General features: G+C 57.5%; 25 protein-coding genes and 1 tRNA gene. 19 read left to right on the forward strand and 7 right to left on the reverse strand.

Annotated features, from left to right (window positions below):
- Positions 1 to 9: 9 nt before the first annotated feature.
- A complete protein-coding gene (locus AC19YQ_RS21785; protein WP_500595933.1) occupies positions 10 to 912 on the reverse strand; it encodes a TIGR01777 family oxidoreductase in 903 nt (300 codons plus the stop codon).
- Positions 913 to 1,103: 191 nt separating this feature from the next.
- On the opposite strand from AC19YQ_RS21785, the gene AC19YQ_RS21790 reads away from it, so the two are divergent.
- From AC19YQ_RS21790 to AC19YQ_RS21835, 10 genes are all read left to right on the forward strand, one after another.
- The gene (locus AC19YQ_RS21790) at positions 1,104 to 2,090 is read left to right on the forward strand and encodes an NAD(P)/FAD-dependent oxidoreductase (protein WP_133076395.1); all 987 of its coding nucleotides are present in this window, start codon (positions 1,104 to 1,106) and stop codon (positions 2,088 to 2,090) included.
- 222 nt (positions 2,091 to 2,312) lie between these two features.
- Positions 2,313 to 3,281, forward strand: coding sequence for a DUF1722 domain-containing protein (locus tag AC19YQ_RS21795; RefSeq protein WP_133076396.1), 969 nt, complete (start codon positions 2,313 to 2,315; stop codon positions 3,279 to 3,281).
- Between the two features lie 2 nt (positions 3,282 to 3,283).
- On the forward strand, positions 3,284 to 4,219 hold the full coding sequence (locus tag AC19YQ_RS21800) for a MerR family transcriptional regulator (protein WP_133076397.1): 936 nt from the start codon (positions 3,284 to 3,286) through the stop codon (positions 4,217 to 4,219).
- Between the two features lie 12 nt (positions 4,220 to 4,231).
- The gene (phrB, locus tag AC19YQ_RS21805; RefSeq protein WP_133076398.1) at positions 4,232 to 5,677 is read left to right on the forward strand and encodes a deoxyribodipyrimidine photo-lyase; all 1,446 of its coding nucleotides are present in this window, start codon (positions 4,232 to 4,234) and stop codon (positions 5,675 to 5,677) included.
- Positions 5,670 to 6,440: an SDR family NAD(P)-dependent oxidoreductase gene (locus AC19YQ_RS21810; protein WP_133076399.1), complete on the forward strand. Its 771-nt coding sequence runs from the start codon at positions 5,670 to 5,672 to the stop codon at positions 6,438 to 6,440. Before phrB ends, AC19YQ_RS21810 begins: the two co-directional genes overlap by 8 nt.
- Positions 6,437 to 7,684, forward strand: a complete 1,248-nt coding sequence (locus AC19YQ_RS21815) for an NAD(P)/FAD-dependent oxidoreductase (protein ID WP_133076400.1) — start codon at positions 6,437 to 6,439, stop codon at positions 7,682 to 7,684. The genes AC19YQ_RS21810 and AC19YQ_RS21815 overlap by 4 nt, the downstream gene beginning before the upstream one ends.
- The gene (locus AC19YQ_RS21820) at positions 7,681 to 8,481 is read left to right on the forward strand and encodes a DUF1365 domain-containing protein (RefSeq protein ID WP_326397359.1); all 801 of its coding nucleotides are present in this window, start codon (positions 7,681 to 7,683) and stop codon (positions 8,479 to 8,481) included. Before AC19YQ_RS21815 ends, AC19YQ_RS21820 begins: the two co-directional genes overlap by 4 nt.
- Complete coding sequence (locus AC19YQ_RS21825; protein WP_133076402.1) at positions 8,468 to 9,739, forward strand: class I SAM-dependent methyltransferase; 1,272 nt, start codon at positions 8,468 to 8,470, stop codon at positions 9,737 to 9,739. Before AC19YQ_RS21820 ends, AC19YQ_RS21825 begins: the two co-directional genes overlap by 14 nt.
- Positions 9,732 to 10,226: a DUF2878 domain-containing protein gene (locus tag AC19YQ_RS21830; protein ID WP_326397358.1), complete on the forward strand. Its 495-nt coding sequence runs from the start codon at positions 9,732 to 9,734 to the stop codon at positions 10,224 to 10,226. The genes AC19YQ_RS21825 and AC19YQ_RS21830 overlap by 8 nt, the downstream gene beginning before the upstream one ends.
- Before the next feature lie 99 nt (positions 10,227 to 10,325).
- Positions 10,326 to 10,631: a YkgJ family cysteine cluster protein gene (locus tag AC19YQ_RS21835; protein ID WP_037032157.1), complete on the forward strand. Its 306-nt coding sequence runs from the start codon at positions 10,326 to 10,328 to the stop codon at positions 10,629 to 10,631.
- 10 nt (positions 10,632 to 10,641) lie between these two features.
- Here the strand turns inward: AC19YQ_RS21835 and AC19YQ_RS21840 are convergent, their stop codons facing one another.
- The 6 genes from AC19YQ_RS21840 to hemA all read right to left on the reverse strand — a co-directional run bounded on the left by AC19YQ_RS21840 (position 10,642) and on the right by hemA (position 15,975).
- A complete protein-coding gene (locus tag AC19YQ_RS21840) occupies positions 10,642 to 11,160 on the reverse strand; it encodes an acyloxyacyl hydrolase (RefSeq protein ID WP_133076404.1) in 519 nt (172 codons plus the stop codon).
- 82 nt (positions 11,161 to 11,242) lie between these two features.
- Positions 11,243 to 12,034, reverse strand: a complete 792-nt coding sequence (murI, locus tag AC19YQ_RS21845) for a glutamate racemase (protein WP_133076405.1) — start codon at positions 12,032 to 12,034, stop codon at positions 11,243 to 11,245.
- Positions 12,027 to 12,782, reverse strand: a complete 756-nt coding sequence (locus tag AC19YQ_RS21850) for a molybdopterin-synthase adenylyltransferase MoeB (RefSeq protein ID WP_133076406.1) — start codon at positions 12,780 to 12,782, stop codon at positions 12,027 to 12,029. The genes murI and AC19YQ_RS21850 overlap by 8 nt, the downstream gene beginning before the upstream one ends.
- Positions 12,776 to 13,606 carry a peptide chain release factor N(5)-glutamine methyltransferase gene (gene prmC / locus AC19YQ_RS21855; RefSeq protein ID WP_133076407.1) on the reverse strand — a complete coding sequence of 277 codons (831 nt, stop codon included), beginning with the start codon at positions 13,604 to 13,606 and terminating at the stop codon, positions 12,776 to 12,778. The genes AC19YQ_RS21850 and prmC overlap by 7 nt, the downstream gene beginning before the upstream one ends.
- Entirely contained in the window at positions 13,607 to 14,689 is a 1,083-nt protein-coding gene (prfA, locus tag AC19YQ_RS21860) for a peptide chain release factor 1 (protein WP_133076408.1), read from the reverse strand.
- A 2-nt stretch (positions 14,690 to 14,691) separates the two neighbouring features.
- Positions 14,692 to 15,975 carry a glutamyl-tRNA reductase gene (hemA, locus tag AC19YQ_RS21865; RefSeq protein WP_133076409.1) on the reverse strand — a complete coding sequence of 428 codons (1,284 nt, stop codon included), beginning with the start codon at positions 15,973 to 15,975 and terminating at the stop codon, positions 14,692 to 14,694.
- A 203-nt stretch (positions 15,976 to 16,178) separates the two neighbouring features.
- On the opposite strand from hemA, the gene AC19YQ_RS21870 reads away from it, so the two are divergent.
- From AC19YQ_RS21870 to AC19YQ_RS21910, 9 genes are all read left to right on the forward strand, one after another.
- On the forward strand, positions 16,179 to 17,903 hold the full coding sequence (locus AC19YQ_RS21870; protein ID WP_133076410.1) for a tetratricopeptide repeat protein: 1,725 nt from the start codon (positions 16,179 to 16,181) through the stop codon (positions 17,901 to 17,903).
- An 18-nt stretch (positions 17,904 to 17,921) separates the two neighbouring features.
- Positions 17,922 to 18,533 carry a lipoprotein insertase outer membrane protein LolB gene (gene lolB, locus AC19YQ_RS21875; protein WP_500595934.1) on the forward strand — a complete coding sequence of 204 codons (612 nt, stop codon included), beginning with the start codon at positions 17,922 to 17,924 and terminating at the stop codon, positions 18,531 to 18,533.
- Position 18,534: 1 nt separating this feature from the next.
- Positions 18,535 to 19,422 (forward strand): 4-(cytidine 5'-diphospho)-2-C-methyl-D-erythritol kinase, encoded by an 888-nt coding sequence (gene ispE / locus AC19YQ_RS21880; protein WP_133076412.1) that lies wholly within the window; start codon positions 18,535 to 18,537, stop codon positions 19,420 to 19,422.
- A gap of 10 nt (positions 19,423 to 19,432) precedes the next feature.
- Positions 19,433 to 19,507: transfer RNA gene (locus AC19YQ_RS21885), tRNA-Gln, on the forward strand.
- A gap of 45 nt (positions 19,508 to 19,552) precedes the next feature.
- Positions 19,553 to 20,494 carry a ribose-phosphate pyrophosphokinase gene (locus tag AC19YQ_RS21890; RefSeq protein WP_019825119.1) on the forward strand — a complete coding sequence of 314 codons (942 nt, stop codon included), beginning with the start codon at positions 19,553 to 19,555 and terminating at the stop codon, positions 20,492 to 20,494.
- Positions 20,495 to 20,634: 140 nt separating this feature from the next.
- Entirely contained in the window at positions 20,635 to 21,222 is a 588-nt protein-coding gene (locus AC19YQ_RS21895; protein WP_095035802.1) for a 50S ribosomal protein L25/general stress protein Ctc, read from the forward strand.
- Positions 21,223 to 21,388: 166 nt separating this feature from the next.
- Positions 21,389 to 21,973, forward strand: a complete 585-nt coding sequence (gene pth / locus AC19YQ_RS21900) for an aminoacyl-tRNA hydrolase (RefSeq protein WP_003439790.1) — start codon at positions 21,389 to 21,391, stop codon at positions 21,971 to 21,973.
- Between the two features lie 23 nt (positions 21,974 to 21,996).
- Positions 21,997 to 23,097 (forward strand): redox-regulated ATPase YchF, encoded by a 1,101-nt coding sequence (gene ychF, locus AC19YQ_RS21905; protein WP_133076413.1) that lies wholly within the window; start codon positions 21,997 to 21,999, stop codon positions 23,095 to 23,097.
- Between the two features lie 131 nt (positions 23,098 to 23,228).
- On the forward strand, positions 23,229 to 24,302 hold the full coding sequence (locus AC19YQ_RS21910) for an FUSC family protein (RefSeq protein WP_133076414.1): 1,074 nt from the start codon (positions 23,229 to 23,231) through the stop codon (positions 24,300 to 24,302).
- Positions 24,303 to 24,602 lie beyond the last annotated feature (300 nt).

The raw sequence follows: 24,602 nt of genomic DNA on the forward strand, positions 1-24,602 counted from the left end.
CTTCCTATTTCAGAGGCGGGCGGCGACATCATCAAGTGCCGCACGCAAATCGGTGAACTGAAAAGTAAAACCGGCAGCCAGCAACTTTGCAGGCATAGCCCGCTGGCCACCCAGTAACAAACCGGACATCTCGCCCAGCAACACGCGCAGTACAAATGCGGGCATGGGCATAAATGCCGGACGGTGCAACACGCTGCCCAAGGTCCTGGCGAAGTCGGCATTGCGTACCGGGTGTGGCGCGCAGGCATTATAAGGACCGCTGGCGGCATTCTCATGCACAAGAAAATCAATCAGGGCAATTTGATCCTTGACATGAATCCACGGCATCCACTGCCGACCATTGCCTATCGGCCCGCCCAGCGCCAGCTTGAAAGGCAACAACAGGCGCGACAAAAAGCCGCCTTCAGCTGCCAGTACCAGTCCCGTGCGCACCAGCACCACTCGAATGCCCAAGGCCTGCGCCCGCTGCGCGGTTTCTTCCCAGGCAATGCACAAGTGGCTGGCAAAATCTTCGCTGACTGGCGGTGAGTCCTCGGTCAGCTCACGCTCGCCACCGTCGCCGTACCAGCCAACGGCCGAACCGGACACCAGCACCGACGGCCTTTGATCCCGGCTTTCAAGCCAGGCCACCAGGGTTTCGGTCAGGGTAATGCGACTGCTCCACAGCAGAGCCTTGCGCCCGCGCGTCCAGGGACGATCGGCGATGGGCGCACCTGCCAGATTGACCACGGCATCAATCGGTTCCTGCCCGAGCTCCTCAAGCAGGGCAACACCCTTGACCTGAGCACCGCACAATCGGGCCACTTGCTCAGGGCGCCGACTCCACACACTAAGGCGGTGGCCTTGCGCCAGCCAGTGACGACAGAGCTGACGCCCTATCAAGCCTGTACCGCCGGTCAGCAATATGTGCATGAGTTGATCCTCGCAAGGAGTTTTATCGGGAGCACTGGTCTATTTTTACTGTAAGACCTTTTATCGGTCGTCGACCTGACTTAAGAATAGGCCACATGGATCTGGAAGAATCACTAAAACCTATACTAACAAATAGAATTGTACAGGTATTGCCGACGGCGTAGTCTGTGCAAACAGAGATCGAGGCCATAATGACTGTACCTATCGCGATTATTGGCGCCGGCATAGCCGGACTGGCAGCAGCAAACACTCTGCACAAGGCAGGGCACGCGATTCATCTTTTCGACAAGAGCCGTGGCAGCGGCGGACGCATGTCGAGCAAGCGCAGCGATGTCGGTGTACTGGACCTGGGGGCTCAGTACTTCACCGCACGGGACCGGCGTTTTGTCGATGAAGTCCAGCAGTGGCAAGCCAATGGCTGGGCTGCCGAATGGGAGCCACACCTGTACCACTATAAAAACGGTCAGTTAAGCCCCTCCCCTGACGAACAGACCCGCTGGGTGGGAACGCCACGCATGAGCGCCATCACACGCGGCCTGCTCGGCAGTCTGCCGGTCAGTTTCTCGTGCCAGATCACCGACCTGATACGCGGCGAGAAACACTGGCACTTGCTGGATGCCGAAGGTGCAGAGCACGGCCCGTTCAGCCACGTCATCATTGCCACCCCGGCGCCACAGGCCACCTCTCTGCTGGCCAGCGCCCCGAAGCTGGCGAGTACCGCAGCCGGGGTCAAAATGGAACCAGCCTGGGCCGTCGCCCTGGCCTTTGAGTCCCCCCTCGACACGCCTATGGAAGGTTGCTTCGTACAAGGCGGCCCGCTGGACTGGCTAGCCCGCAACCGTAGCAAGCCCGGACGTGCCAGCCAGCCTGACACCTGGGTTTTGCACGCGACCAGTGCCTGGAGCAAGCAGAATCTCGACTTGCCCAAAGAGGCCGTCATCGAACACCTTCATGGTGCTTTTGCAGAGCTGATGCACTTCCCTACACCCGCGCCGACTTTCAGCCTTGCCCATCGCTGGCTCTACGCGCGACCTGCCGCTGCCCATGAGTGGGGTGCCCTCGCGGATTCCGATCTGGGCCTGTATGCCTGCGGCGACTGGTGCCTGTCGGGCCGCGTCGAAGGTGCATGGCTTAGCGGTCAAGAAGCTGCCCGTCGACTGATAGAGCATCTGGAGTGATGCAAAACCCGTAGTCGCTGCCGCAGGCTGCGATGGTTTGCGTAGCAGGCCTGCAAAGCTGAAGGTCCTGCGGCCCTTTTCGCAGCCTGCGGCAGCGACTACAGACCCCTCCCATCAAAAAACCTGTACAAGAGATTTGACTTGTACAACATCAGGCATATGATGAACTCAAGTTGTACATCAACATAAAGATGTACAAGTAATTCTTGAGAGGTTCGTCAGATGGCCAGCACCTTATCAGCCCGGCACAAACCCAAAATTGCCATCAGCGCGTGCTTGCTGGGGGCCGAAGTTCGCTTCAACGGCGGGCACAAAGAGTCGCGGCTTTGCAGCCAGACGTTGAGCCAGCACTTCGAATTTGTGCCGCTGTGCCCCGAGGTTGCCATCGGCCTTGGCATTCCTCGCCAGCCTGTACGCCTGGTGGGCAATCCTGCTCAACCCCAAGCCGTCGGCACCGTCGACAGCACCTTGAACGTGACTCAGCCACTGCACGACTACGGCGTGGAAATGGCCGCAGCCCACACGGATATCTGTGGCTACATCTTCATGCAAAAGTCGCCCTCATGCGGCCTGGAGCGGGTCAAGGTGTATCAGGACGGCGGCCGCCCCGCAGAGTTGAGCGGCCGTGGCATTTATGCTCAAGCGTTTTGTGACGCCCATCCCGACTTGCCTGTGGAGGAAGACGGTCGATTGAATGATCCGGTGCTGCGCGAGAACTTCATGACCCGGGTTTATGCCTACAGCGCCTGGCAGGCCCTGCTCAAACAGGGCGTCACCCGCCGCTCACTGACCGAATTTCACGCCCGCTACAAATACCAGCTGATGGCCCATCACCCGGTGCAGTACAAAACCCTGGGCAATTTGCTCGGCAGTCTTGGCAAGCAAGATCCGCGAGCCATTGCACCGCAGTACTTCAGCGAGCTGATGAAAGCGCTGAAAAAATGCGCGACCCGGCGCACCCACACCAACGTGCTGCAACACATCAGCGGCTACCTCAAACAATCCATCAGCCCCGAAGACAAGCAGGAAGTTCAGCAGCTGATTGGCCAGTACCTGCACGGCATCGTGCCGCTGGTGGTGCCCCTGACCCTGCTCAAGCATCACTTTCGCCTGCACCCGCACCCTTACATCTCGCGCCAGGTTTACCTGCAGCCGCATCCGGAAGACCTCAGCCTGCGCAATGCCATCTGACCATGAATGATGACCTGATCATGTCCAATACCCCTGACGCGGACTACAGCCAGGCACTGGCTGAGGGCTGGTTGCCCATTCGTGAAGTCTCGCGCATCACCGGTGTGAATGCCGTGACCTTGCGTGCCTGGGAACGACGCTATGGCCTGATCGTGCCGCACCGCACGGCCAAGGGCCATCGTCTGTTTTCCAGCGAGCATATCCAGCGTATTCAGCACATTTTGTTGTGGCTCAATCGCGGCGTGTCGGTCAGCCAGATCAAACCGCTGCTCAACACCCCCTCGACTCCCGCCGTAACGCCCGACAGCGACTGGCAGGTGTGGCGCCAAACCATGATTGAGTCCATCAGTGAACTGGCCGAGCGCCGCCTGGATGATTGCTTCAATCAGGCAATGTCGCTCTACCCTGCTCGCCCGCTCTGCGAACAACTGCTGGTGCCGCTGCTCAACGATCTTGAGCAGCGCTGGCAAGGGCAATTCGGCGCGCAACTGGAGCGTGTGTTTTTCCACTCCTGGTTACGCAGCAAACTGGGGGCCCGGATTTATCACAACAACCGCTCGCTCAAGGGCGCACCGGTCTTGCTGATCAACCATTCAGACCTGCCGTTCGAGCCACAGCTGTGGCTGACCGCCTTGCTGGTCAGCAGCAGTCACTGTGCGGTCGAGGTATTCGACGCGCCTTTACCCAACGGTGAACTGGGCCTGGCGGTGGAACATTTAAAACCCCGTGCAGTGGTGCTGTATTCCAGCAAAACCCTTAACACCCAAGTACTGCCCAGGCTACTGAGCGGCATTGAATGCCCGATCCTGATTGCCGGACCAACGGTAAGCATCCATTTCGATCTGTTGTCCGTAACTACAACCGAGATCGCAGGATTGTACCTGGCCCACGACCCGGTAGAGGCCCATCAACGCCTCAGCCAACTTGGCCTTTTATAGCAAGGAATTGACATGCAACTGATCTGGCTGCGCAGCGACTTGCGCCACTACGACAACACCGCCCTGAGCGCCGCAGCCAAACGCGGACCGACCGTGGCCGTGTACCTCATCAGCCCCGAGCAATGGCTGGCCCACGATGATGCGCCGTGCAAAGTTGATTTCTGGCTGCGCAACCTGCGCACCTTGAGTGACAGTCTGCAGCAGCTCAACATCCCGCTGCTGATCCGCACCGCTCCGGCATGGGATCAGGCGCCTGCAGTGCTGCTTGAACTGTGCCAGCAGCTCGGGATTCAGGCCGTCCACGCCAATCAGGAATACGGCATCAACGAAACCCGTCGCGACCAGGAGGTGGCTCGGACTCTTGAAGCCCAGGGCATCGAATTTCACAGCTACCTCGACCAATTGCTGTTCCAGCCGGGCAGCATCCTGACGCAATCGGGCTCGTACTTTCAGGTCTTCAGCCAGTTCCGCAGGATCTGCTACAACCGCCTGCACATGGCCTTGCCACAGATCGTGGCCAGGCCTGACAGCCAGGCACCGCTGAACATCGAGCCCGATAGCATTCCAGAATCGGTCAGCGGATTTGCTACACCCAGCCCAACGTTGCGAGCGCTCTGGCCAGCAGGCGAGAAAGAGGCTCAGCAGCGCCTGGCACAGTTTGCCGATGAACAGATTCACTTCTATCAGGACGAACGCGACCTGCCGGCCAAACCCGGTACCAGCCAGCTTTCGACCTACCTCGCCGCGGGCGTAATCTCACCCCGCCAATGCCTGCATGCGGCATTGCACAGTAACAACGGCGAGTTTGAAAGCGGCAGCCCGGGGGTGTTCACCTGGATCACTGAACTGCTCTGGCGCGAGTTCTACAAACATATTCTGGTCGGTTACCCACGCGTCTCCCGTCATCGCGCCTTCCGCCTTGAGACCGAATACTTGCCGTGGCGTAACGCGCCGGATGAGCTGGCCGCCTGGAAACAGGGGCGCACGGGCTTCCCGATTATCGACGCAGCCATCCGCCAACTGCTGGAAACAGGCTGGATGCATAACCGCCTGCGCATGGTAGTGGCCATGTTCCTGACCAAAAACCTGCTGATCGACTGGCGCGAAGGCGAGCGTTTTTTTATGCAGCATTTGATCGACGGTGATTTGGCCGCCAACAACGGCGGCTGGCAGTGGAGCTCATCCACAGGCACCGACTCAGTACCGTACTTCCGAATTTTCAACCCGCTGACTCAGTCAGAGCGCTTCGATCCCGAAGGTCGATTCATCAAACACTGGCTGCCAGAGCTGGCGGACCTGAATAAAAAACAAGTGCACAACCCCGCCTTGATCGGCGGGTTATTTGGCGTGGCCAATTACCCGGCCCCCATCGTCGATTTGAGCAAAAGCCGTGAGCGTGCCCTGAGCGCTTTCAAGAGCCTGCCGTCGCGGCAAATAGTGGAGGTGAGCCATGGCTGAAGGGCGGCGGATCTGGCTGACAGGCGCCAGCAGCGGGATTGGCGCGCAAATCGCTGAGGAATTGCTCACAAGCGGCGCCCGGCTGGCGTTGACTGCCCGTACGCTCGCCCCCTTGAAAGCCTTGTCTGACCGCTTCCCCGGCCAAGTCCTGCTGGTACCCGGCGACCTGACCGACATTGTGCAGGTCCGCGAGATCAGCAAACGCATCACACAGGCCTGGGGCGCACTGGACACCGTGATCCTCAACGCCGGAACCTGTGAGTATGTCGACGTCCGTGAGTTCGACTCCGCATTGATCGAGCGCGTGGTGCGCACCAACCTGCTGGCCAACTGTTATTGCATTGAGAGTGCGCTGCCACTGCTGCGCGCCGGTTCGCGCCCGTATCTGGTGGGCGTGGTCAGCTCTGTCACCTATTGGGCGCTGCCACGGGCACAGGCTTATGGCGCTTCAAAAGCCGGCTTGCGTTACTTGCTCGAATCGCTGCGTATCGATCTGGCTCAGGAAGGCATCAATGTCACCCTCGTCAGCCCCGGCTTCGTCGACACCCCGCTCACCGAAAACAATGACTTCCCGATGCCGATGCGCTGGTCAGCGCAAAAAGCGGCACAGCATATATGCCAGCGCCTGAAAAAACGTCCGTTGGAAATCGCCTTTCCCACATTGTTCATCCTCTCGCTGAGGCTGTTGGCGAACTTGCCAAAACGCCTGCAAGTCGCACTCGGGAAACGCCTGGCACGCAACTCTGACGGTAAACCCTCATGAAAATCGCGATCATTGGCAGTGGTATTTCGGGGCTGACCTGCGGCTACCTGCTGCATAAAGAGCACGACATCAGCGTATTCGAAACCAGTGACTGGGTCGGCGGCCACACCCACACCGTCAACCTGAGTGTCAAAGGCCAGTCCTACGCCGTGGACACTGGCTTTATCGTGTTCAACGACTGGACTTACCCCAACTTCATCAAGCTGATGGACCAGTTGGGGGTTCGCTCAAAAGCCACTGAAATGAGCTTTTCAGTGCACGACACCGACAGCAACCTCGAATACAACGGCAACACCCTCAATAGCCTGTTTGCCCAGCGCAGCAATCTGTTGTCTCCCGGGTTCTGGGGCATGTTGCGCGACATCCTGCGCTTCAATCGCCAAGCCATTCGCGACCTGGACGAGCAGCGCATTGCCAGCGACACCCGGCTGGGTGACTACCTGCAGCAGCAGGGTTATGGCACGCGTTTTATCGAGCACTACATCGTACCGATGGGTGCTGCGATCTGGTCCATGTCCCTGGCAGACATGCTGAGCTTTCCGCTGCAGTTTTTTGTGCGGTTCTTCAAGAATCACGGCTTGCTCAGCGTCAGCAATCGCCCGCAATGGCGTGTGATTGAAGGTGGCTCCAGTGCCTACATACAACCCTTGAGTGCAGGTTTTGCCGACAGGATTCGTCTCAACTGCCCGGTCATCCAGGTAACCCGCAATGAACAGGGCGTTCAGGTACACAGTGCCGGCGGTATCGAAGACTTCGACAAGGTGATCTTTGCCTGCCACAGCGATCAAGCCCTCAAGCTGCTGGCCACACCCTCATCTGCAGAACGGCAAATCCTGGCAGCGATGCCCTATGCCGATAATGACGTGGTGCTGCACACCGATACCCGCTTGCTGCCAGACCGAAAACTGGCCTGGGCGAGCTGGAATTACCGTTTGGGCTCTGCAGGCCAAAAGCGTGCTGCCGTGACCTACGACATGAACATCCTGCAAGGAATTGAGAGCGAGACCACATTCTGCGTCAGCCTCAATCAAACCAGCGCGATTGATCCGCTCAAAGTACTGGCCCGTTTTACCTATGCCCATCCTCAGTACAGCCTGGGCGCCATTGCTGCACAAGCACGCTGGCAAGAACTACTGGGCGCCCAGCACAGCTACTTTTGCGGCGCCTATTGGGCCAACGGCTTTCATGAAGACGGCGTGGTCAGCGCATTGCGCGTGGCCCAGGCCTTTGGCCAACAACTATGAACAGCGCCCTGTACAGCGGCTGGATCGCCCATCGACGCTTTGCGCCGACTACCCATGCGTTCCGCTACCAGATCGGCTTGTTGTATCTGGATCTGGATGAGCAAGACGCTGTACTGGGGCTTTCGGCGCTGGCAGGAAAAAGCCGATTTGCACCTTTCTCCTTTCGTGAAACTGATTACCTGAAAACCTACACCGCAACCGGTATGCGCCTGATTGACGCGGTTCGTCAGCAAGTCGGCATCGCCTTAGGGCATACGCCCCAGGGCTCGATCTGCTTGCTGACCCAAGCCCGCAGCTGGGGGCTGTCGTTCAACCCGGTGAGCTTCTTTTACTGCCACGAGGCGGACGGAAAACTGGCTGCCATCTTTTGCGAAGTCACCAATACGCCTTGGCGCGAACGCTATCACTACGTGCTCCCGGCACAAGGCGATGGTTTTCAGCATGTCGCCGTGGCCAAAGCCTTTCACGTTTCCCCCTTTCTGCCACGGGACCTGGAATACCGCATGAGCTTCAGCCCACCCCAGGCCCGACTCGGCGTGCACATGGCCGACTGGCAGGGCGAGCTGAAACTGTTCGACGCCACCCTCAACCTGCAACGTACGACCCTGGACCGCGCAGGGCTGCACCGCTACTTGCGGCAGTTTCCGTGGATGACCGCCAAAACCTGCCTGGCCATTTACTGGCAAGCCTTGCGCCTGTTTCTCAAACGCACACCGATTTTTTCCCATCAGGCCGCCGACGGCGCCTTTCGTATTGCCGCCCTGCAACCTAAGGATAAACGCCATGAAGAGCTCTAGCCTGGTGAGCAAATCCTCACTGTCGACTACCCATAACCTGACCAGTGCGCTATTGCGACGCGGAGTCATGCGCCAGCTTGCCCAGTTGAAACACGGTCATCTGGTGGTGATCGAAAACGGCGAACGCCTGATGTTCGGCGACAGCGGCGCCGGTCTGGTCGGCGAAGTACAGATTCACGATGCAAGCCTGTGGGGCATGATAGCCAGCAGCGGCTCGATTGGCGCGGGCGAGGCCTTTATTCATGGCTACTGGAGCTCACCCGACCTGACCAAGGTGATCCGGGTGCTGGTCAGCAATATGGATGTGCTCGATGCAATGGAGGGTGGTCTGGCGCGCCTGGGCCGCCCGTTGATACGCGGCCTGCACTGGATCAATCGTAATACCCGCAAGGGCTCGCAAAAAAACATTGCCGCCCATTACGACCTGGGCAATGAAATGTTCGAGCAGTTTCTCGACCCTACCATGATGTATTCAGCGGCCCAGTTTTTAAGCCCTGACGACACGCTGGAACAAGCGCAGCTCAACAAGCTGGAACGCATCTGCCAGAAGCTCGATCTCAAGCCCGAGGACCATTTGCTCGAAATTGGCACCGGCTGGGGCAGCATGGCGTTATTTGCGGCGCAGCATTACGGGTGCAAGGTCACGACCACGACCCTGTCCAAAGAGCAGTTCGACTACACCAAAACCCGCGTTGACGCTTTGGGCTTACAGGACCAGGTAACGTTACTGCTGGAGGATTACCGCGATCTGACAGGGCAGTACGACAAGCTTGTATCGATCGAAATGATCGAGGCGGTCGGGCATCGTTTTTTACCCAGCTACTTCAAACAGTGCTCCCACCTGCTCAAGCCCCACGGATTGATGCTGCTGCAAGCCATCACCATTCGCGAGCAGCGTTACGAGCAAGCCAAAAGCAGCGTGGACTTTATCCAGCGCTACATTTTCCCCGGCGGTGCCTTGCCCAGTGTGCAAAAAATGCTCGAAATCGTGGGCAAGGACACTGACATGAACCTGATGCACATGGAAGATTTCGGCTTGCACTACGCCAAAACCCTGCGCCTGTGGCATGAGAACTTTCGCCGCGCCCACGGGCGTTTGACTGAGTTGGGTTACGACGAATACTTCCTGCGCCTGTGGGAGTTTTACCTGTGTTACTGCGAAGGTGGTTTTCTGGAACGCAGCATCGGTACCGCGCAATTGTTGCTGGCCAAGCCGGCAGCCATGCCCGAACCACTGCTCGGTCGGTTCAATGCTTAAGAATCTGGCCAATGCCGGGCTGTTCCAGCTCGGCTGGTTTGCCTGTGTAGTGGGCGGCAACAGCCCGTGGCTCGTGCTGGCAGGTGGTGCATTGATGGCACATCTGCTGTGGATAAGCCGCTCAATGGCAGAGGTCCGTTTAATCGTGGTCGTGTGTTTGCTCGGCACTGCCGTAGACAGCCTGCTGCTCAATGCCGGAGTTTTCGTCTTCAAGCAGCCCGGTTTATTGATTCCATTCTGGCTGATACTGCTTTGGGCCCTGCTGGCCATCACCTTGAACCACTGTCTGGCGTGGACTGCCAAGCCCTGGTGGCGGGCTGTTTTGCTGGGAGCCATCGGTGGACCGCTGTCGTATTACGCCGGGCAACGTCTGGGCGCGGTGCAATTCCCTCTGGGCCTGTGGCCGACGCTGGCCGGGTTGAGCCTGTTGTGGGCCGGGTTGTTTGCATTGCTAATCACCTGTAGTCGATGCCGAAGGCTGCGATAGGGGCCGCAGGACCTTCGCAGCCTTCGGCAGCGACTACAAAAGCCGGCGTTCATCAGCACATTTACACCTGATGCCAGCTCTGCCTTACACTGCGCGCCTATGACCAACATCCCCCTGACCGAAATTACCGAACCCGCCGTCACGTGTTCGACGTGCGCGGCGTGCTGCTGCCAACTGGAAGTGATGTTGATCACTGATACCGGCGTGCCCGAGCGCTTCATCGATAACGATGACTGGGGCGGTGAAGTGATGCTGCGCCTGGATGATGGCTGGTGTGCGGCCCTGGACCGCAACACCATGATGTGCACCATTTATGAGCTGCGCCCGCTGATTTGTCGCGAGTTCGAAATGGGCGATGTTGAATGCCTCAACGAACGTCAGGGCATTGCGACGGCGTATCGTTAACCCCCCGCACCTACAACGCCATTGTGTAATGCAGCGCATAGCTTTCTACGCCGTCATTGGTACTGGAAATCCCGGCATTGGAATAGTGGGTCGCACGAATCCCGACTTCATGCCCCCCCGCAAAGCGCACACCGAAGCCAAGACGGTCCTCAAACTGGAAGGCCGTTCCCAGCTTGTTCCCTTCAACTTCGGTGTGAGAAAACAACGCGACCCCAATACCAGCCTCGACATAGGGCTTTACCCTTTCACCCGCAAATTCGTACACCAGTACGGGCGAGAACGACAGACTGCTGCTCGCGGATGACTTGTCACCTTCCCAGTAGGTGTAAGCCCCATCCCAATAACCGGTCAGACGACCGACATCACTTTGCAGCCAGCTCTTGTCCCAATCCGACTTCAAGCCAAGCCGATACGTCATGGTCGATTCGCTGGTGTGCCCTACCCCAAATTCAAGCCCGGCAGCGTTTGCCGTAAAACTTTGCCCCAGTGCAACGGCTGCAACCGCAGCCAAACAAAACAGTCGCTTCATAAGAAAATCCTATTTTCATATGCCCGTGTCAGTTGTTATGCGCTACATCAGGCAGGCGTTTTAAAGCGGAGTTCAGGTTTTTTTACAGACCGAAGCTTCGCACAACGCCAGATTTATTCCACAACACAGGCAGGATATTTCCCATGTGTTCAGGTGAGGCGCTGGTCCAGAACTGCGTGTCACTGGGAGGGCCGGCTGCCAGCAAGCCTTGATCAGCCAACAAACGCTGAAGCTGACGGGCCACGGCAGCGCCGGTATCGATCAGGGTGATCGAGGGTGGGAGCATCCGGGCAAGCAGAGGCTTGAGAAAAGGGTAATGGGTGCAGCCAAGAATGATCGTGTCACAGCCCGCTGCCAGCAACGGCTCGACATAACCCCGCAACAGGGTGCACAAGGCTTCGCTGTGCAAGTCACCGGTCTCGATCAGCTCCACCAGGCCCGGGCATGGCTGGGTGATCACCCGGACATCGCTGGCAAAACGATCAAGCAAGGCGGCAAATTTGGCACTTTGCAACGTGCCCGTCGTCGCGAGCACACCCACCACGCCGCTGCGAGTGGCCGCTGCAGCGGGTTTGACCGCAGGCTCCATGCCGACCATGGGCCAGTCGGGATAACGCTGACGCAGGTCAGCCACCCCCGCCACCGTCGCCGTATTACAGGCCAGCACCAGTGCCTTGGCCCCCTGACGCTGGAAAAAATCAGCCATTACGGCACAGCGCTGGCGAATAAATTCAGGGCTTTTTTCGCCATAGGGAATATGCCCGCAGTCCGCCACATAGAGCAGCGACTCGTTGGGCAGCAGTGCATGAATTTCCTTGAGTACCGACAAACCGCCAACGCCGGAGTCAAAAACCCCAATCGGCGCCTCACTCATGGCCAGTACCACACACGCTGCAGGCAGGATCGCGCTTGACCCGCAACTCGCGAAAGCGCGTGCTCAATGCATCGACCAGCAATAGACGCCCCACCAGCGGCTCACCAAAACCGGCCAGAATCTTGAGTGCCTCAAGGGCTTGCAGGCTGCCGACCAGCCCCACCAGCGGCCCCATCACTCCGGCTTCGCTGCAGGTCAGTTCCGCTTCGCTGCCGTGCCCGTACAGGCAGTGGTAGCAGGGACTGGCAGGCTGACGCGAATCAAACACCGACAACTGCCCTTCGAGGCGAATGGCCGCGCCACTGACCAACGGTTTGCGCGCCGCCACACAGGCTTTGTTCACCGCTTCACGGGTGGCAAAGTTGTCGCAGCAATCGAGCACCAGATCCACTGCACTGACAGCCTCGGCCAGCGAATCGGCATCCAGTGCCGAACGGTGGGCAACCAGTTTGATGAGCGGATTGATCAGGCGCAGTCGGCGGGACGCCGAGTCGACCTTGCTCTCCCCCACATTGGCGGTGTCATGGATGATCTGACGCTGCAGATTGGTCAGGTCAACGCTGTCAAAGTCGGCCAGATGCAGTTCGCCGATACCGGCGGCCGCAAGGTAGAGCGCAACGGGCGAACCCAGACCGCCGAGGCCGATAATCAGTACACGACTGTTTTTCAGCTTCAACTGACCGTCGATATCAACCTGTTGCAACAGGATCTGTCGGCTATAGCGCAACAGCTCCTCATCGGTCAGCACGGCAGGCGGCCCAACGTGATGCGCTCGTGGCCACCCAGGTCCTTGCGGCTTTCAACCTGTGCAAAACCTGCGTCTTGCAGCAATTGGCGAACCGCCTCTGCCTGGTCATAACCGTGCTCCAGCATCAACCAGCCACCCGCATTCAGGTGGCTGGCAGAGCCGGTGATAATCTCGCGAATATCGTCCAGCCCATCGGTACCGGCAACCAGGGCGCTTTCCGGTTCGAAACGCACATCGCCTTCAGCCAGGTGAACGTCACCGGCGGCAATGTAGGGCGGGTTGCTGATAATCAGGTCAAAACGCTGGTCGGCCAATGCGCTGAACCAGTGGCTGGTAAACACGTTGACGTTTTCAAGCTGCAAACGTTGGCGATTACGTTCGGCCAACGCTACGGCTTCCAGCACGCGGTCAACTGCCGTGACGTGCCAGGCGGCGCGTTCACTGGCCAATGCCAGGGCGATTGCACCGCTACCAGTGCCGAGGTCCAGCACCTTGGCCGGGCTTTCCGGCAACAGGGCCAGCGCGGTTTCGACCAGCAGTTCGGTATCGGGACGCGGGATAAGGGTATGTGGCGCCACTTCCAGATCAAGGTTCCAGAAACCCTGTTGGCCCAGAATGTAGGCCACCGGCTCTCCGGTACGGCGACGCAACAGGTATTCGGCGAAGGTCAATGCCGCTTCGCTGCTGACAATCTTTTCGGGCCATGTATGCAGATAACTGCGCGACTTGCCCAGGGCAGCAGCCAATAAAAGCTCCGCATCCAGACGGGCCGTGGGTGAGTCAGGCAGTTCAGCAGCACGTAACAAACTGGCAATAATAGTCATTTATTCACCCAGGGCTGTCAGTTGATCAGCCTGAAACTCCGCCAATAATGGCTCGATAACGGCATCAACGCCGCCAGCCAGTACGTCATCCAGGGAATACAGGGTCAGGTTGACGCGATGGTCGGTCACTCGCCCCTGCGCGAAATTGTAAGTGCGGATGCGCTCGGAACGATCCCCCGAGCCCACCAGCGACTTGCGCTCGCTGGCAATTGCATTTGCCGCCGCGCTGGTTTGCTGGTCATTCAACTTGGCCGACAGCCAGGACATCGCCCGCGCCCGGTTTTTATGCTGGGAACGCTCTTCCTGACACTCCACCACAATGCCCGAGGGCAAGTGGGTGATACGAATCGCCGAATCGGTCTTGTTAACGTGCTGACCACCCGCACCCGAGGAACGGTAGGTATCAACGCGCAAGTCGGCCGGGTTGATCTCGATGGCTTCCTGCTCGTCCGGCTCTGGCAAGACCGCCACAGTACAGGCGGAAGTATGGATACGGCCCTGGGATTCGGTGGCGGGCACACGCTGCACGCGGTGAACACCCGACTCGAACTTCAGCTTGCCGTAAACATTCTCGCCCTCGACGCGGGCAATGACTTCTTTATAGCCACCATGTTCGCCGCTGTTTTCTGACAGGATTTCCAGCTTCCAGCCGCGACGTTCAGCGTAACGGGAATACATGCGAAACAGGTCGCCGGCAAAGATGGCCGCTTCATCGCCACCGGTTCCGGCCCGAATTTCAAGGAACACGTTGCGTCCGTCATTCGGGTCCTTGGGCAACAGCATCCGTTGCAGGTCTTTTTCAAGCTCGCTCAGGCGCTCTTTGGCTTCGCGAACTTCTTCGACCGCCATTTCACGCATGTCAGGGTCGTTGTCCTTGAGCAGCGCCTGGGCACCTTCAAGGTCGGCCTGCACTTTGAGCCACTGCCCGTAGGCCGCGACAATGGGTTCAACTTCTGCGTATTCCTTGGAATAAGCACGAAATTTGGTTTGATCAGAAATGACTTCGCCATCGCCAAGCAATGCGGTCAGTTCTTCAAAACGGTCCTGGAGGATGTCCAGCTTATTCAGCAGTGACGCTTTCATTACTATTTTTTATCCGCAGAGCTATGCGATGAGCCCTCACCGAGGGCAAAAAGTTCTTGGGCCATGGCCAGCGCATCGAGGCGGCCTTCGGCGGAAAGCTTTTTCAGCTGCACGCTGGGCGCGTGCAGCAATTTATTGGTCAGGCCGCGTGCCAGTTGTACCAGCACATCTTCAGGGTTGCTGCCGTTGGCGAGCATCCGCTGGGCTTTTTGCAGTTCTTCATCACGCAGGCGCTCGCTCTGCTGGCGATAGGCTTTGAGCACATCGACAGCCGCCAGCTCACGCAAACGCACCATAAAGTCTTCGGCGCCGATGCTGACCAGCTCTTCTGCCGCCTGGGCTGCACCCTGACGACTCTTGAGATTCTCGGCGACCACTTCGTGCAAGTCATCGACGGTATAGAGGTAAACGTCGTCCAACTCGCCGACTTCAGGCTCGATATCGCGGGGAACCGCAATATCGACCATGAAAATAGGTTTGTGCTTGCGCAACTTCAAGGCACTTTCGACTGCCCCTTTGCCCAAAATCGGCAACTGACTGGCCGTGGAGCTGATCACGATATCGCTATGTACCAGCTCTTGAGGAATATCCGACAGCAGCACTGCATGGGCACCGAACTGCTCAGCCAGAGTGCTCGCGCGCTCCAGGGTACGGTTGGCGACCACGATGCGTTTTACGCCCAGGTCATGCAGGTGACGGGCGACCAGGGTAATGGTCTCGCCCGCACCGATCAGCAAGGCCTGACTGCGCTGCAAGTCGCTGAAAATCTGCTTGGCCAGGCTCACCGCAGCAAACGCGACGGAAACCGGGTTTTCACCGATGGCGGTGTCGGTGCGCACTTGCTTGGCCGAGTTGAAGGTCGCCTGAAACAAGCGCCCCAACAAAGGCCCTACCGTGCCCGCCTCACGCGCTACAGCGTAGGCCGATTTCATCTGGCCGAGAATCTGCGGCTCGCCCAGCACCAGCGAATCGAGGCCCGAGGCCACACGCATCATGTGACGAACGGCAGCGTCTTCTTCATGGACATACGCACAGGCACGCAGTTCATCAAGGCTAAGGTTGTGATAGTCGGCCAGCCACTTCAGTACGCTGTCAGCTGAAAGGTGGTCCTGCTCTATATAGAGTTCACTGCGATTGCAGGTGGAGAGGATCGCAGCTTCGCGACTGTCGGTTAGGCGGCAGAGCTGCTGCAGGGCCTCAACCAACTGCTCCGGAGTAAAAGCCACGCGCTCGCGGACGTCTACTGAAGCAGTCTTGTGGTTAATACCGAGTGCGAGGAAGGCCATTCAATATCGCTGATGATGACGAGAAGCCGACAATTGTCCTACTTCGCCAGATTGAGAACAACCACTGCTGACTATTGTCTCTATAGTTAACCTCTGTTGAACACATCATCAGCCCCCCGGATATCGATAGTCGCACCTGCTAGGGTTTGCGACATCGCATGTGTCATGATGCCCGGACCGCAGGTAAGTCGCCCATCTCTTATATGAATAGATCCTCCGCGTTGCTCCTCGCCCTCGTTCTTCTCAGTGGCTGCCAGGCTTTGGCTCCCACGTCCCCGGATGACTCATCCGCGGCTGAAGACGTCACCTCCGTCCCGGAAAAACCAACGGTCTACAGCTCGTTCAGCGAAGAAACGCTGTACAGCCTGTTGAGCGCCGAGCTGGCCGGCCAACGTAATCGTCTGGATATCGCACTCGATAACTACGTGACGCAGGCGATCAATACACAAGATCCCGGCATTTCCGAGCGGGCGTTTCGTATTGCCGAATACCTGGGCGCCGATCAGGCCGCACTCGACACCTCGCTGATCTGGGCCAGAAATGCCCCGGACGACCTTGAGGCACAACGTGCTGCCGCCATTCAGCTGGCACGTAACGGTCGTTACGACGAATCCATGGTGTACATGGAAAAAGTCCTGCAGGCCAAGGGCGATACTCACTTCGATTTCCTCGCCCTGTCGGCGGTAGAAACAGATGCGGACACCCGTGCGGGCCTGCAAAAAAGTTTTGACAGCCTGCTGGTCAAGCATCCGGACAATGGCCAGCTGATTTTCGGCAAGGCCTTGTTGATGCAACAGGACGGTGATGCTGAAGGCGCGCTGAAACTGCTGGAAAAAAATCCGCCGCAAAACGGTGAGGTCGCCCCTGTCTTGTTGCGCGCCCGTTTGCTGCAAAGCCTCAATCGCGGCAAAGAAGCCTTGCCACTGCTGCAAAAAAGCATTCGCCAATACCCCGACGACAAGCGCCTGGGCCTGACGTATGCCCGCACGCTGGTCGAGCAGAACCGCATGGGCGAGGCAAAAGTGCAATTTGCCAGTCTGGTCGAGCAATACCCCGAAGATGATGAGCTGCGGTTCTCCCTGGCCCTGGTGTGCCTGGAAGGCAAGGCCTGGGATGAGGCCGAGGGCTATCTCGAAGAGCTGATCGAGCGCGACAGCCATGTCGACTCGGCACACTTGAACCTTGGCCGTATCGCTGAAGAGCGCAACGACCCCGAGACTGCACTCACCCAATACGCACTCGTCGGCCCGGGCAACGACTATTTGCCCGCACAACTGCGCCAGGCCGATATTCTGATCAGCCACGGCCGCGGCACCGAGGCATCGAAAAAACTGGCCGCGGCCCGTGATGCTCAACCCGACTTCGCCATTCAGCTGTATTTGATAGAAGCGGAAACCCTGTCGGCGAATAACCAGACCGATCGCGCCTGGAATGTCCTGCAACAGGCACTCAAGCAGTACCCGGACGACATGAACCTGTTGTACTCACGGGCCATGCTGGCCGAGAAGCGCAACAATCTCGAACAAATGGAGCGGGATTTACGCGCCATCATCCAGCGCGAGCCTGACAATGCGATGGCATTGAATGCGCTGGGCTACACGCTATCGGATCGCACCACTCGCTACGCCGAGGCCAAAGCATTGATCCAGCAAGCCTACGACCTGAATCCGGATGACCCGGCAGTGCTCGACAGCCTGGGCTGGGTCAATTTCCGCCTTGGCAATCTCGACGAAGCCGAACGCTTGCTGCGCCAGGCGCTGGAACGCTTCCCGGACCAGGAAGTCGCCGCTCACCTGGGCGAAGTGTTGTGGGCCAACGGCAAGCAACGTGAAGCCAAAAAAATCTGGGGCACTTTTCTTAAAGAAAATCCTGACAGCCCTACTCTGCGCAAAACCATCTTGCGCCTGACCGGATCAGAGACTCTTTAACTCATGTTTTTTCGTCATATGCGCCACCTTGTTGTTTTTAGCCTTATCGCCCTGCTCGCTGGTTGCGCGGGCTTTGGTGCCCACGAATCCGTTGAAGGCCACGGCAGCCCGGCCTTGTGGTCGGCCCATAAACAGCAATTGACCCAGCTCGACGGTTGGCAAATCAACGGAAAAGTCGGCATTCGCGCCCCCAAAGACTCAGGCAGCGCCACGCTGTTCTGGCTCCAGCGCCAGGATTATTACGATATTCGTCTTTCCGGTCCGCTGGGCCGAGGCGCTGCCCGCCTGACCGGACGCCCGGGCAGTGTCGTTCTGGAAGTCGCCAATCAGGGCCGCTACGAAGCACCAACGCCTGAAGAACTGCTGGGCGAGCAATTGGGCTGGAGCCTGCCGGTGTCACATCTGGTCTGGTGGGTGCGCGGCTTGCCTGCACCTGGCAGTAAAAGCCGCGTGACGTTGAACGCTGATAGCCGCCTTGCCAACCTGGAGCAGGACGGCTGGAAAATCGAATATTTAAGCTACGTCGAGCAAAACGGCTTCTGGCTGCCGGAGCGGGTCAAGCTGCACGGCCCGGACCTGGATGTCACGTTAGTGGTTAAAGATTGGCAACCTCGCCTGTTGGGTCAATGAGATGCAAGGCCATTTAGAGAAAGAAAGCCTGGTTTTGCCCTCCCCGGCAAAGCTTAACTTGATGCTGCACATCCTCGGCCGTCGCGAAGATGGCTATCACGAACTGCAAACGCTGTTTCAATTCCTCGATTACGGCGATGAAATGACCTTTGCCGTACGTGACGATGGCGTTATTTGCCTGCACACCGAGTTCCCCGGTGTCCCTCACGACGAAAACCTGATCGTGAAGGCGGCAAAAAAACTTCAGGCGCAATCCGGTTGCGCCCTAGGGATCGACATCCAGATCAAAAAAGTGTTGCCCATGGGTGGCGGCATCGGTGGCGGCAGCTCAAATGCGGCGACCACCTTGCTGGCGCTCAACCATCTTTGGCAATTGGCCTGGGATGAAGACCGGCTGGCTGCGCTGGGCCTGAGCCTGGGGGCCGACGTCCCGGTTTTCGTGCGCGGACACGCCGCATTTGCTGAGGGTGTAGGCGAAATCCTTACGCCTGCAGACCCTGAAGAACCGTGGTATCTGGTCCTTGTCCCGCAAGTCTCTGTTAGTACTGCAGAAATATTTTCAGATCCTTTGTTGACACGTGACTCTTTGCCCATTAAAGTGCGCCCCGTTCCCAAGGGAAACAGCCGAAACGACTGCGAAGCAGTAGTGAAGGAGCGTTATCCAGAAGTACGTAACGCTTTGAATTTGTTAGGTAAATATACCGAAGCAAAATTAACTGGAACTGGAAGTTGTATATTTGGGGCCTTCCCAAACGAAGCAGATGCTGATAAAGTGCTGCACCTTCTGACAGACACCCTTACAGGGTTTGTAGCAAAAGGAAGCAACGTTTCGATGTTGCATCGTAAGCTACAAGATCTGGCAAAGGAAACGGGTACACGGTACTCGTAGCAACAGATACAGGGGCGTCGCCAAGCGGTAAGGCAGCAGGTTTTGATCCTGCCATGCGTTGGTTCGAATCCAGCCGCCCCTGCCATTTCTTATACTCATCCAGGTTACCCTCAGCCTTCAGGTACTGCGCGTGTCCAAGATGATGGTCTTTACGGGGAACGCTAACCCCGATCTGGCTCGGCGTGTCGTACGTCAGCTGCATATCCCACTCGGTGACATCTCTGTCGGCAAGTTTTCCGACGGCGAAATTACCGCTGAGATTAATGAAAATGTCCGCGGTAAAGACGTTTTCATCATTCAGCCGACTTGTGCTCCGACCAACGATAACCTGATGGAACTCGTCGTGATGGCTGATGCCTTCCGCCGCTCCTCAGCGACTCGTATTACTGCTGTTATTCCTTACTTTGGTTATGCCCGTCAGGATCGCCGTCCGCGTTCCGCACGTGTGGCTATCAGCGCAAAAGTTGTCGCTGACATGCTTACCGTAGTCGGCATCGATCGTGTTCTCACGGTTGATTTGCATGCTGACCAAATCCAGGGTTTCTTCGATATTCCTGTAGATAACATCTATGGCTCCCCAGTTTTGGTGGATGACATCGAAGATCAGCGCTTTGAGAACCTTATGATTGTGTCCCCGGATATCGGCGGCGTCGTGCGTGCACGAGCTGTTGCCAAGTCCTTGGGCGTCGATCTGGGTATCATCGACAAACGCCGTGAGAAAGCCAATCACTCGGAAGTGATGCATATCATCGGTGATGTCGAAGGGCGTACCTGTATTCTGGTTGATGACATGGTCGATACCGCCGGCACTCTGTGCCACGCGGCTAAAGCCTTGAAAGAGCATGGCGCTTCCAAAGTGTTCGCCTACTGCACACACCCTGTGCTGTCAGGTCGGGCAATCGAGAATATCGAAAATTCCATGCTGGATGAGCTGGTGGTGACTAACACCATTCCGCTGTCCGCAGCCGCACAAGCCTGTTCGCGTATCCGTCAGTTGGATATCGCACCGGTTGTGGCTGAAGCGGTTCGCCGCATCAGCAACGAAGAATCGATCAGCGCGATGTTCCGATAAGGGCCCTGCCCTTCTCAGACATCACGTTGACGAAAAGCGCCCCGCCCCAGCAGCCTGTTGGGGCGGGGCTTTTTTGCCCATACCGTCCATAGCGCTGGTCGCAAACGCTAGGCCGGATGTGGTTATTTTGGAGATACAACATGAACGATTTTACTCTGAATGCTGAAGTGCGTTCCGACCTGGGGAAAGGTGCGAGCCGCCGCCTGCGTCGTCTCGCAAGCCTGGTTCCAGCTGTAGTTTACGGTGGCGAAAAAGCCCCTGAATCCATCAGCATGCTGGCTAAAGAAGTTGCCAAACTGCTCGAAAACGAAGCTGCTTACAGCCACGTTATCGAACTGACCGTTGGCGGCGTTAAGCAAAACGTGATCATCAAAGCTCTGCAACGTCACCCGGCTAAAGGCCACGTGATGCACGCTGACTTCGTTCGCGTTGTTGCTGGTCAAAAGCTGACTGCAATCGTTCCAGTTCACTTTGTTGGTGAAGCTGCTCCGATCAAGAAAGGCGGCGAGATCTCGCACGTTGTTGCAGACATCGAAGTTTCCTGCCTGCCAAAAGACCTGCCTGAATTCATCGAAGTTGACCTGGCTAACGCCGAAGTCGGCTCGATCATTCACCTGTCGGACATCACCGCTCCTAAAGGCGTTGAGTTCGTAGCTCTGGCACACGGTAACGACCTGGCAGTAGCCAACGTTCACGCTCCACGTGTTGCACCAGAAGCAGCAGAGTAATTCATTACTCTGTCGTTGGAGTCTTGAGAAACATCGCGAGCTAACACGCAGCGAGTAAAGCGGACAAGATCGCGAAGTTTACTCATGTAAACCCGCTTTTTTGTCCGTTTTCGCCGCTAACTGTTAGCGGCGATGTTATCCACAACTCCATAGAAGGGCCCTTGTCGTGACCGCCATAAAACTGATCGTTGGCCTGGGAAATCCAGGCACCGAATACGAACAGACCCGGCATAACGCAGGGGCCCTTTTTGTTGAGCGTCTCGCGTCGGCAAACGGGGTAAACCTCGTTGCGGATCGCAAATATTTTGGCCTGACCGGGCGTTTCAGCCACCAGGGTCAGGATGTTCGTCTGTTGATTCCCACCACCTATATGAACCGAAGCGGCCAAGCCGTTGCGGCGCTTGCCGGTTTCTACCGCATTGCGCCGGAATCCATATTGGTGGCCCACGACGAACTCGACCTCCCACCAGGCGTTGCCAAGCTCAAGCTGGGCGGCGGCCACGGAGGTCACAACGGATTGCGCGACATCATTGCGCAACTGGGAAACAACAATAATTTTTACCGTCTGCGGCTCGGCATTGGCCACCCAGGCGTCGCCAGCATGGTGTCCAACTTTGTCCTGGGTCGTGCGCCTCGCGCCGAGCAGGAAAAACTGGACGCCAGCATCGATTTTGCCCTCGGCGTGCTGCCGGATATCCTCGCCGGGGAATGGAACCGTGCGATGAAAAACCTGCACAGCCAGAAGGCCTGACTCTACTCCTCGGGGAAAACACCATGGGATTTAACTGCGGCATCGTCGGCTTGCCTAACGTCGGCAAATCCACCCTGTTCAACGCCCTGACCAAATCCGGTATTGCGGCCGAGAACTTCCCCTTCTGCACGATCGAGCCGAACACCGGTATCGTGCCGATGCCCGACCCACGTCTGGACGCGCTGGCTGCCATCGTTAAACCCCAGCGCATCCTGCCAACCACCATGGAGTTCGTCGATATCGCGGGCCTCGTGGCTGGCGCATCGAAAGGCGAAGGCCTGGGCAACAAGTTTTTGGCCAACATCCGCGAGACCGATGCTATCGCTCATGTGGTCCGCTGCTTTGAAGATGAAAACGTGATTCACGTTTCCAACAGCGTTGACCCGAAGCGTGACATCGAGATCATCGATCTTGAGCTGATCTTCGCCGACCTCGACAGCTGCGAAAAGCAACTGCAGAAAGTTGCGCGTAACGCCAAGGGCGGCGACAAGGACGCGGTAGCTCAAAAAGCACTGCTGGAACAACTGATCGCACACTTCACCTTGGCCAAGCCGGCGCGTAGCCTGATCAAGAACATGGATGCCGATGAGAAACAAATCATCAAAGGCTTCCACCTTCTGACCACCAAGCCTGTGATGTACATCGCCAACGTGGCTGAAGACGGTTTCGAAAACAACCCGTTGCTCGACGTGGTCATGGCCATTGCCGAAGAAGAAGGCGCAATCGTGGTTCCGGTCTGCAACAAGATCGAAGCTGAAATTGCCGAACTCGACGATGGCGAAGAAAAAGACATGTTCCTTGAGGCCCTGGGTCTTGAAGAGCCAGGTCTGAACCGCGTAATCCGTGCCGGTTACGAGATGCTTAACCTTCAGACCTACTTCACCGCAGGCGTTCAGGAAGTTCGCGCCTGGACCGTGAAGGTGGGTGCTACCGCTCCGCAAGCAGCTGGTGTGATTCACACCGACTTCGAAAAAGGCTTTATTCGCGCCGAAGTTATCGCGTACGACGATTTCATCAAGTACAACGGCGAAGCCGGTGCAAAAGAAGCCGGCAAATGGCGTCTGGAAGGCAAGGAATACATCGTCAAAGACGGTGACGTCCTGCACTTCCGCTTCAACGTGTAATACAGCACACGTCCAAAAAACCGCGCCCAGGCGCGGTTTTTTTTGGTCCGGTATTGAGTGCAGGTCAAACCATCCCCCGGGCAAAAGGTCTATGGTAAGTCTCAAGGCCATAAGACTGATCGGGAGTTTCAATGCTCGCCAAGGTGTTCATCAATCGCTTCACCACCCCTCTGATTCAGCGGATAAGCTTTCGCTGGTCCTCCGCCTGGCGAGATGCATTGGCTTCAGCAATCGCAGCGGCATTGGCCTGGGTTCTCGCCAAATATTTGTTCGGCCATGTACACCCCGTCTTTGCTGCCATCAGTGCAGTGGTATGCCTGGCACCCGGTTTGCCCAGTCATGGCAAACAGGCGATTGGTTTGATGGTGGGTGTCGCCACCGGGATTATCGTGGGTGACGCGGCCTTGTGGCTTCCAGATGCTTATCCTTTGCTGCGGATTGGCTTTGCCACGTTCTCTGCCATCGCCATTGCGGCCTTGTATGGCCTGGGACCCGTGGTTCCGATTCAGGCCGGGGTTTCGGCCGTGCTGATGCTCGCAGTCGGCCCCGAGAGTGCCGGGGTGGTACGCATGCTTGATGTACTGGTAGGCGCTGGCGTAGGACTGGTCTTCAGCCAGGTGCTACTGACCCCCAACCCTATTGGCATCATTGATGGCTCGGCAAAGGACTTACTGGAAAAACTCTCCTCGGGATTTAGCAAAAGCCTGCAGGCACTCGAAGAAAATAACGCCGACAAAGCTCAAAGCGCCGTACAGATTTTCTCTCGGGCCCACGACAGCCTGATTGCCCTGGAGAACGGAATCAGCATGGCCCGCAACACCGCACGCTGGACCTTGCGCGGGCGCTTTGTGTCACGGGAGGTCAAGGGTATCGCCAGCCGTTACGAACGCCACGCCGTACGTTTGTACGCAAGCTCCCTGCTGTTCTCCGAGGCCTTTGCCGATGCCTTGCGCAAGGAGCAAGGCCCGGCGCCGGCCTCGTTGCACGAGCGACTGGAAAATGTCGCCTCAGGCTGTGCTTCGATCGCCAATGATAATGAGCGACCAGTGCTGATCCCGGTATCAGCCAGTGAACTGGCCGATGCAGTGTCGGCACCGTGGCAGCTTTGCTTGCAACACTTGAGTACCGTTGAAAGCGCCCTTCTGACGTTTGGCTTTACCACGCAAACCGAAAGCCAGACAAACGCCAGCAAAAGTAAACCATAAGCATCAGCGAAACCCTTGTTCCTTCATGGCCAAGGGTTAAATCACACAGCCACTAGTACTGCCCCCCTACAGCTTCTGTTTCTATTAACTCAAGAAATACGGCCATTTCATGACTTGGTTTACATATTCAATAGCACCAAGCTGTTTCCAGACGGGAGTTACTCCAAAAGACTGGGCGGTTGCAGGAGCTGAGTGCAACACGGTTATTGAATTGAAGCCGGAGCATCATGCCGCATAGCCAAGGCTTCCTGCATCACCTCTCCCATGACTTCGATCGGGCATTTGAAATCGAAGCGCTTA

The sequence above is a fragment of the Pseudomonas sp. MF06569 genome (assembly GCF_059862735.1).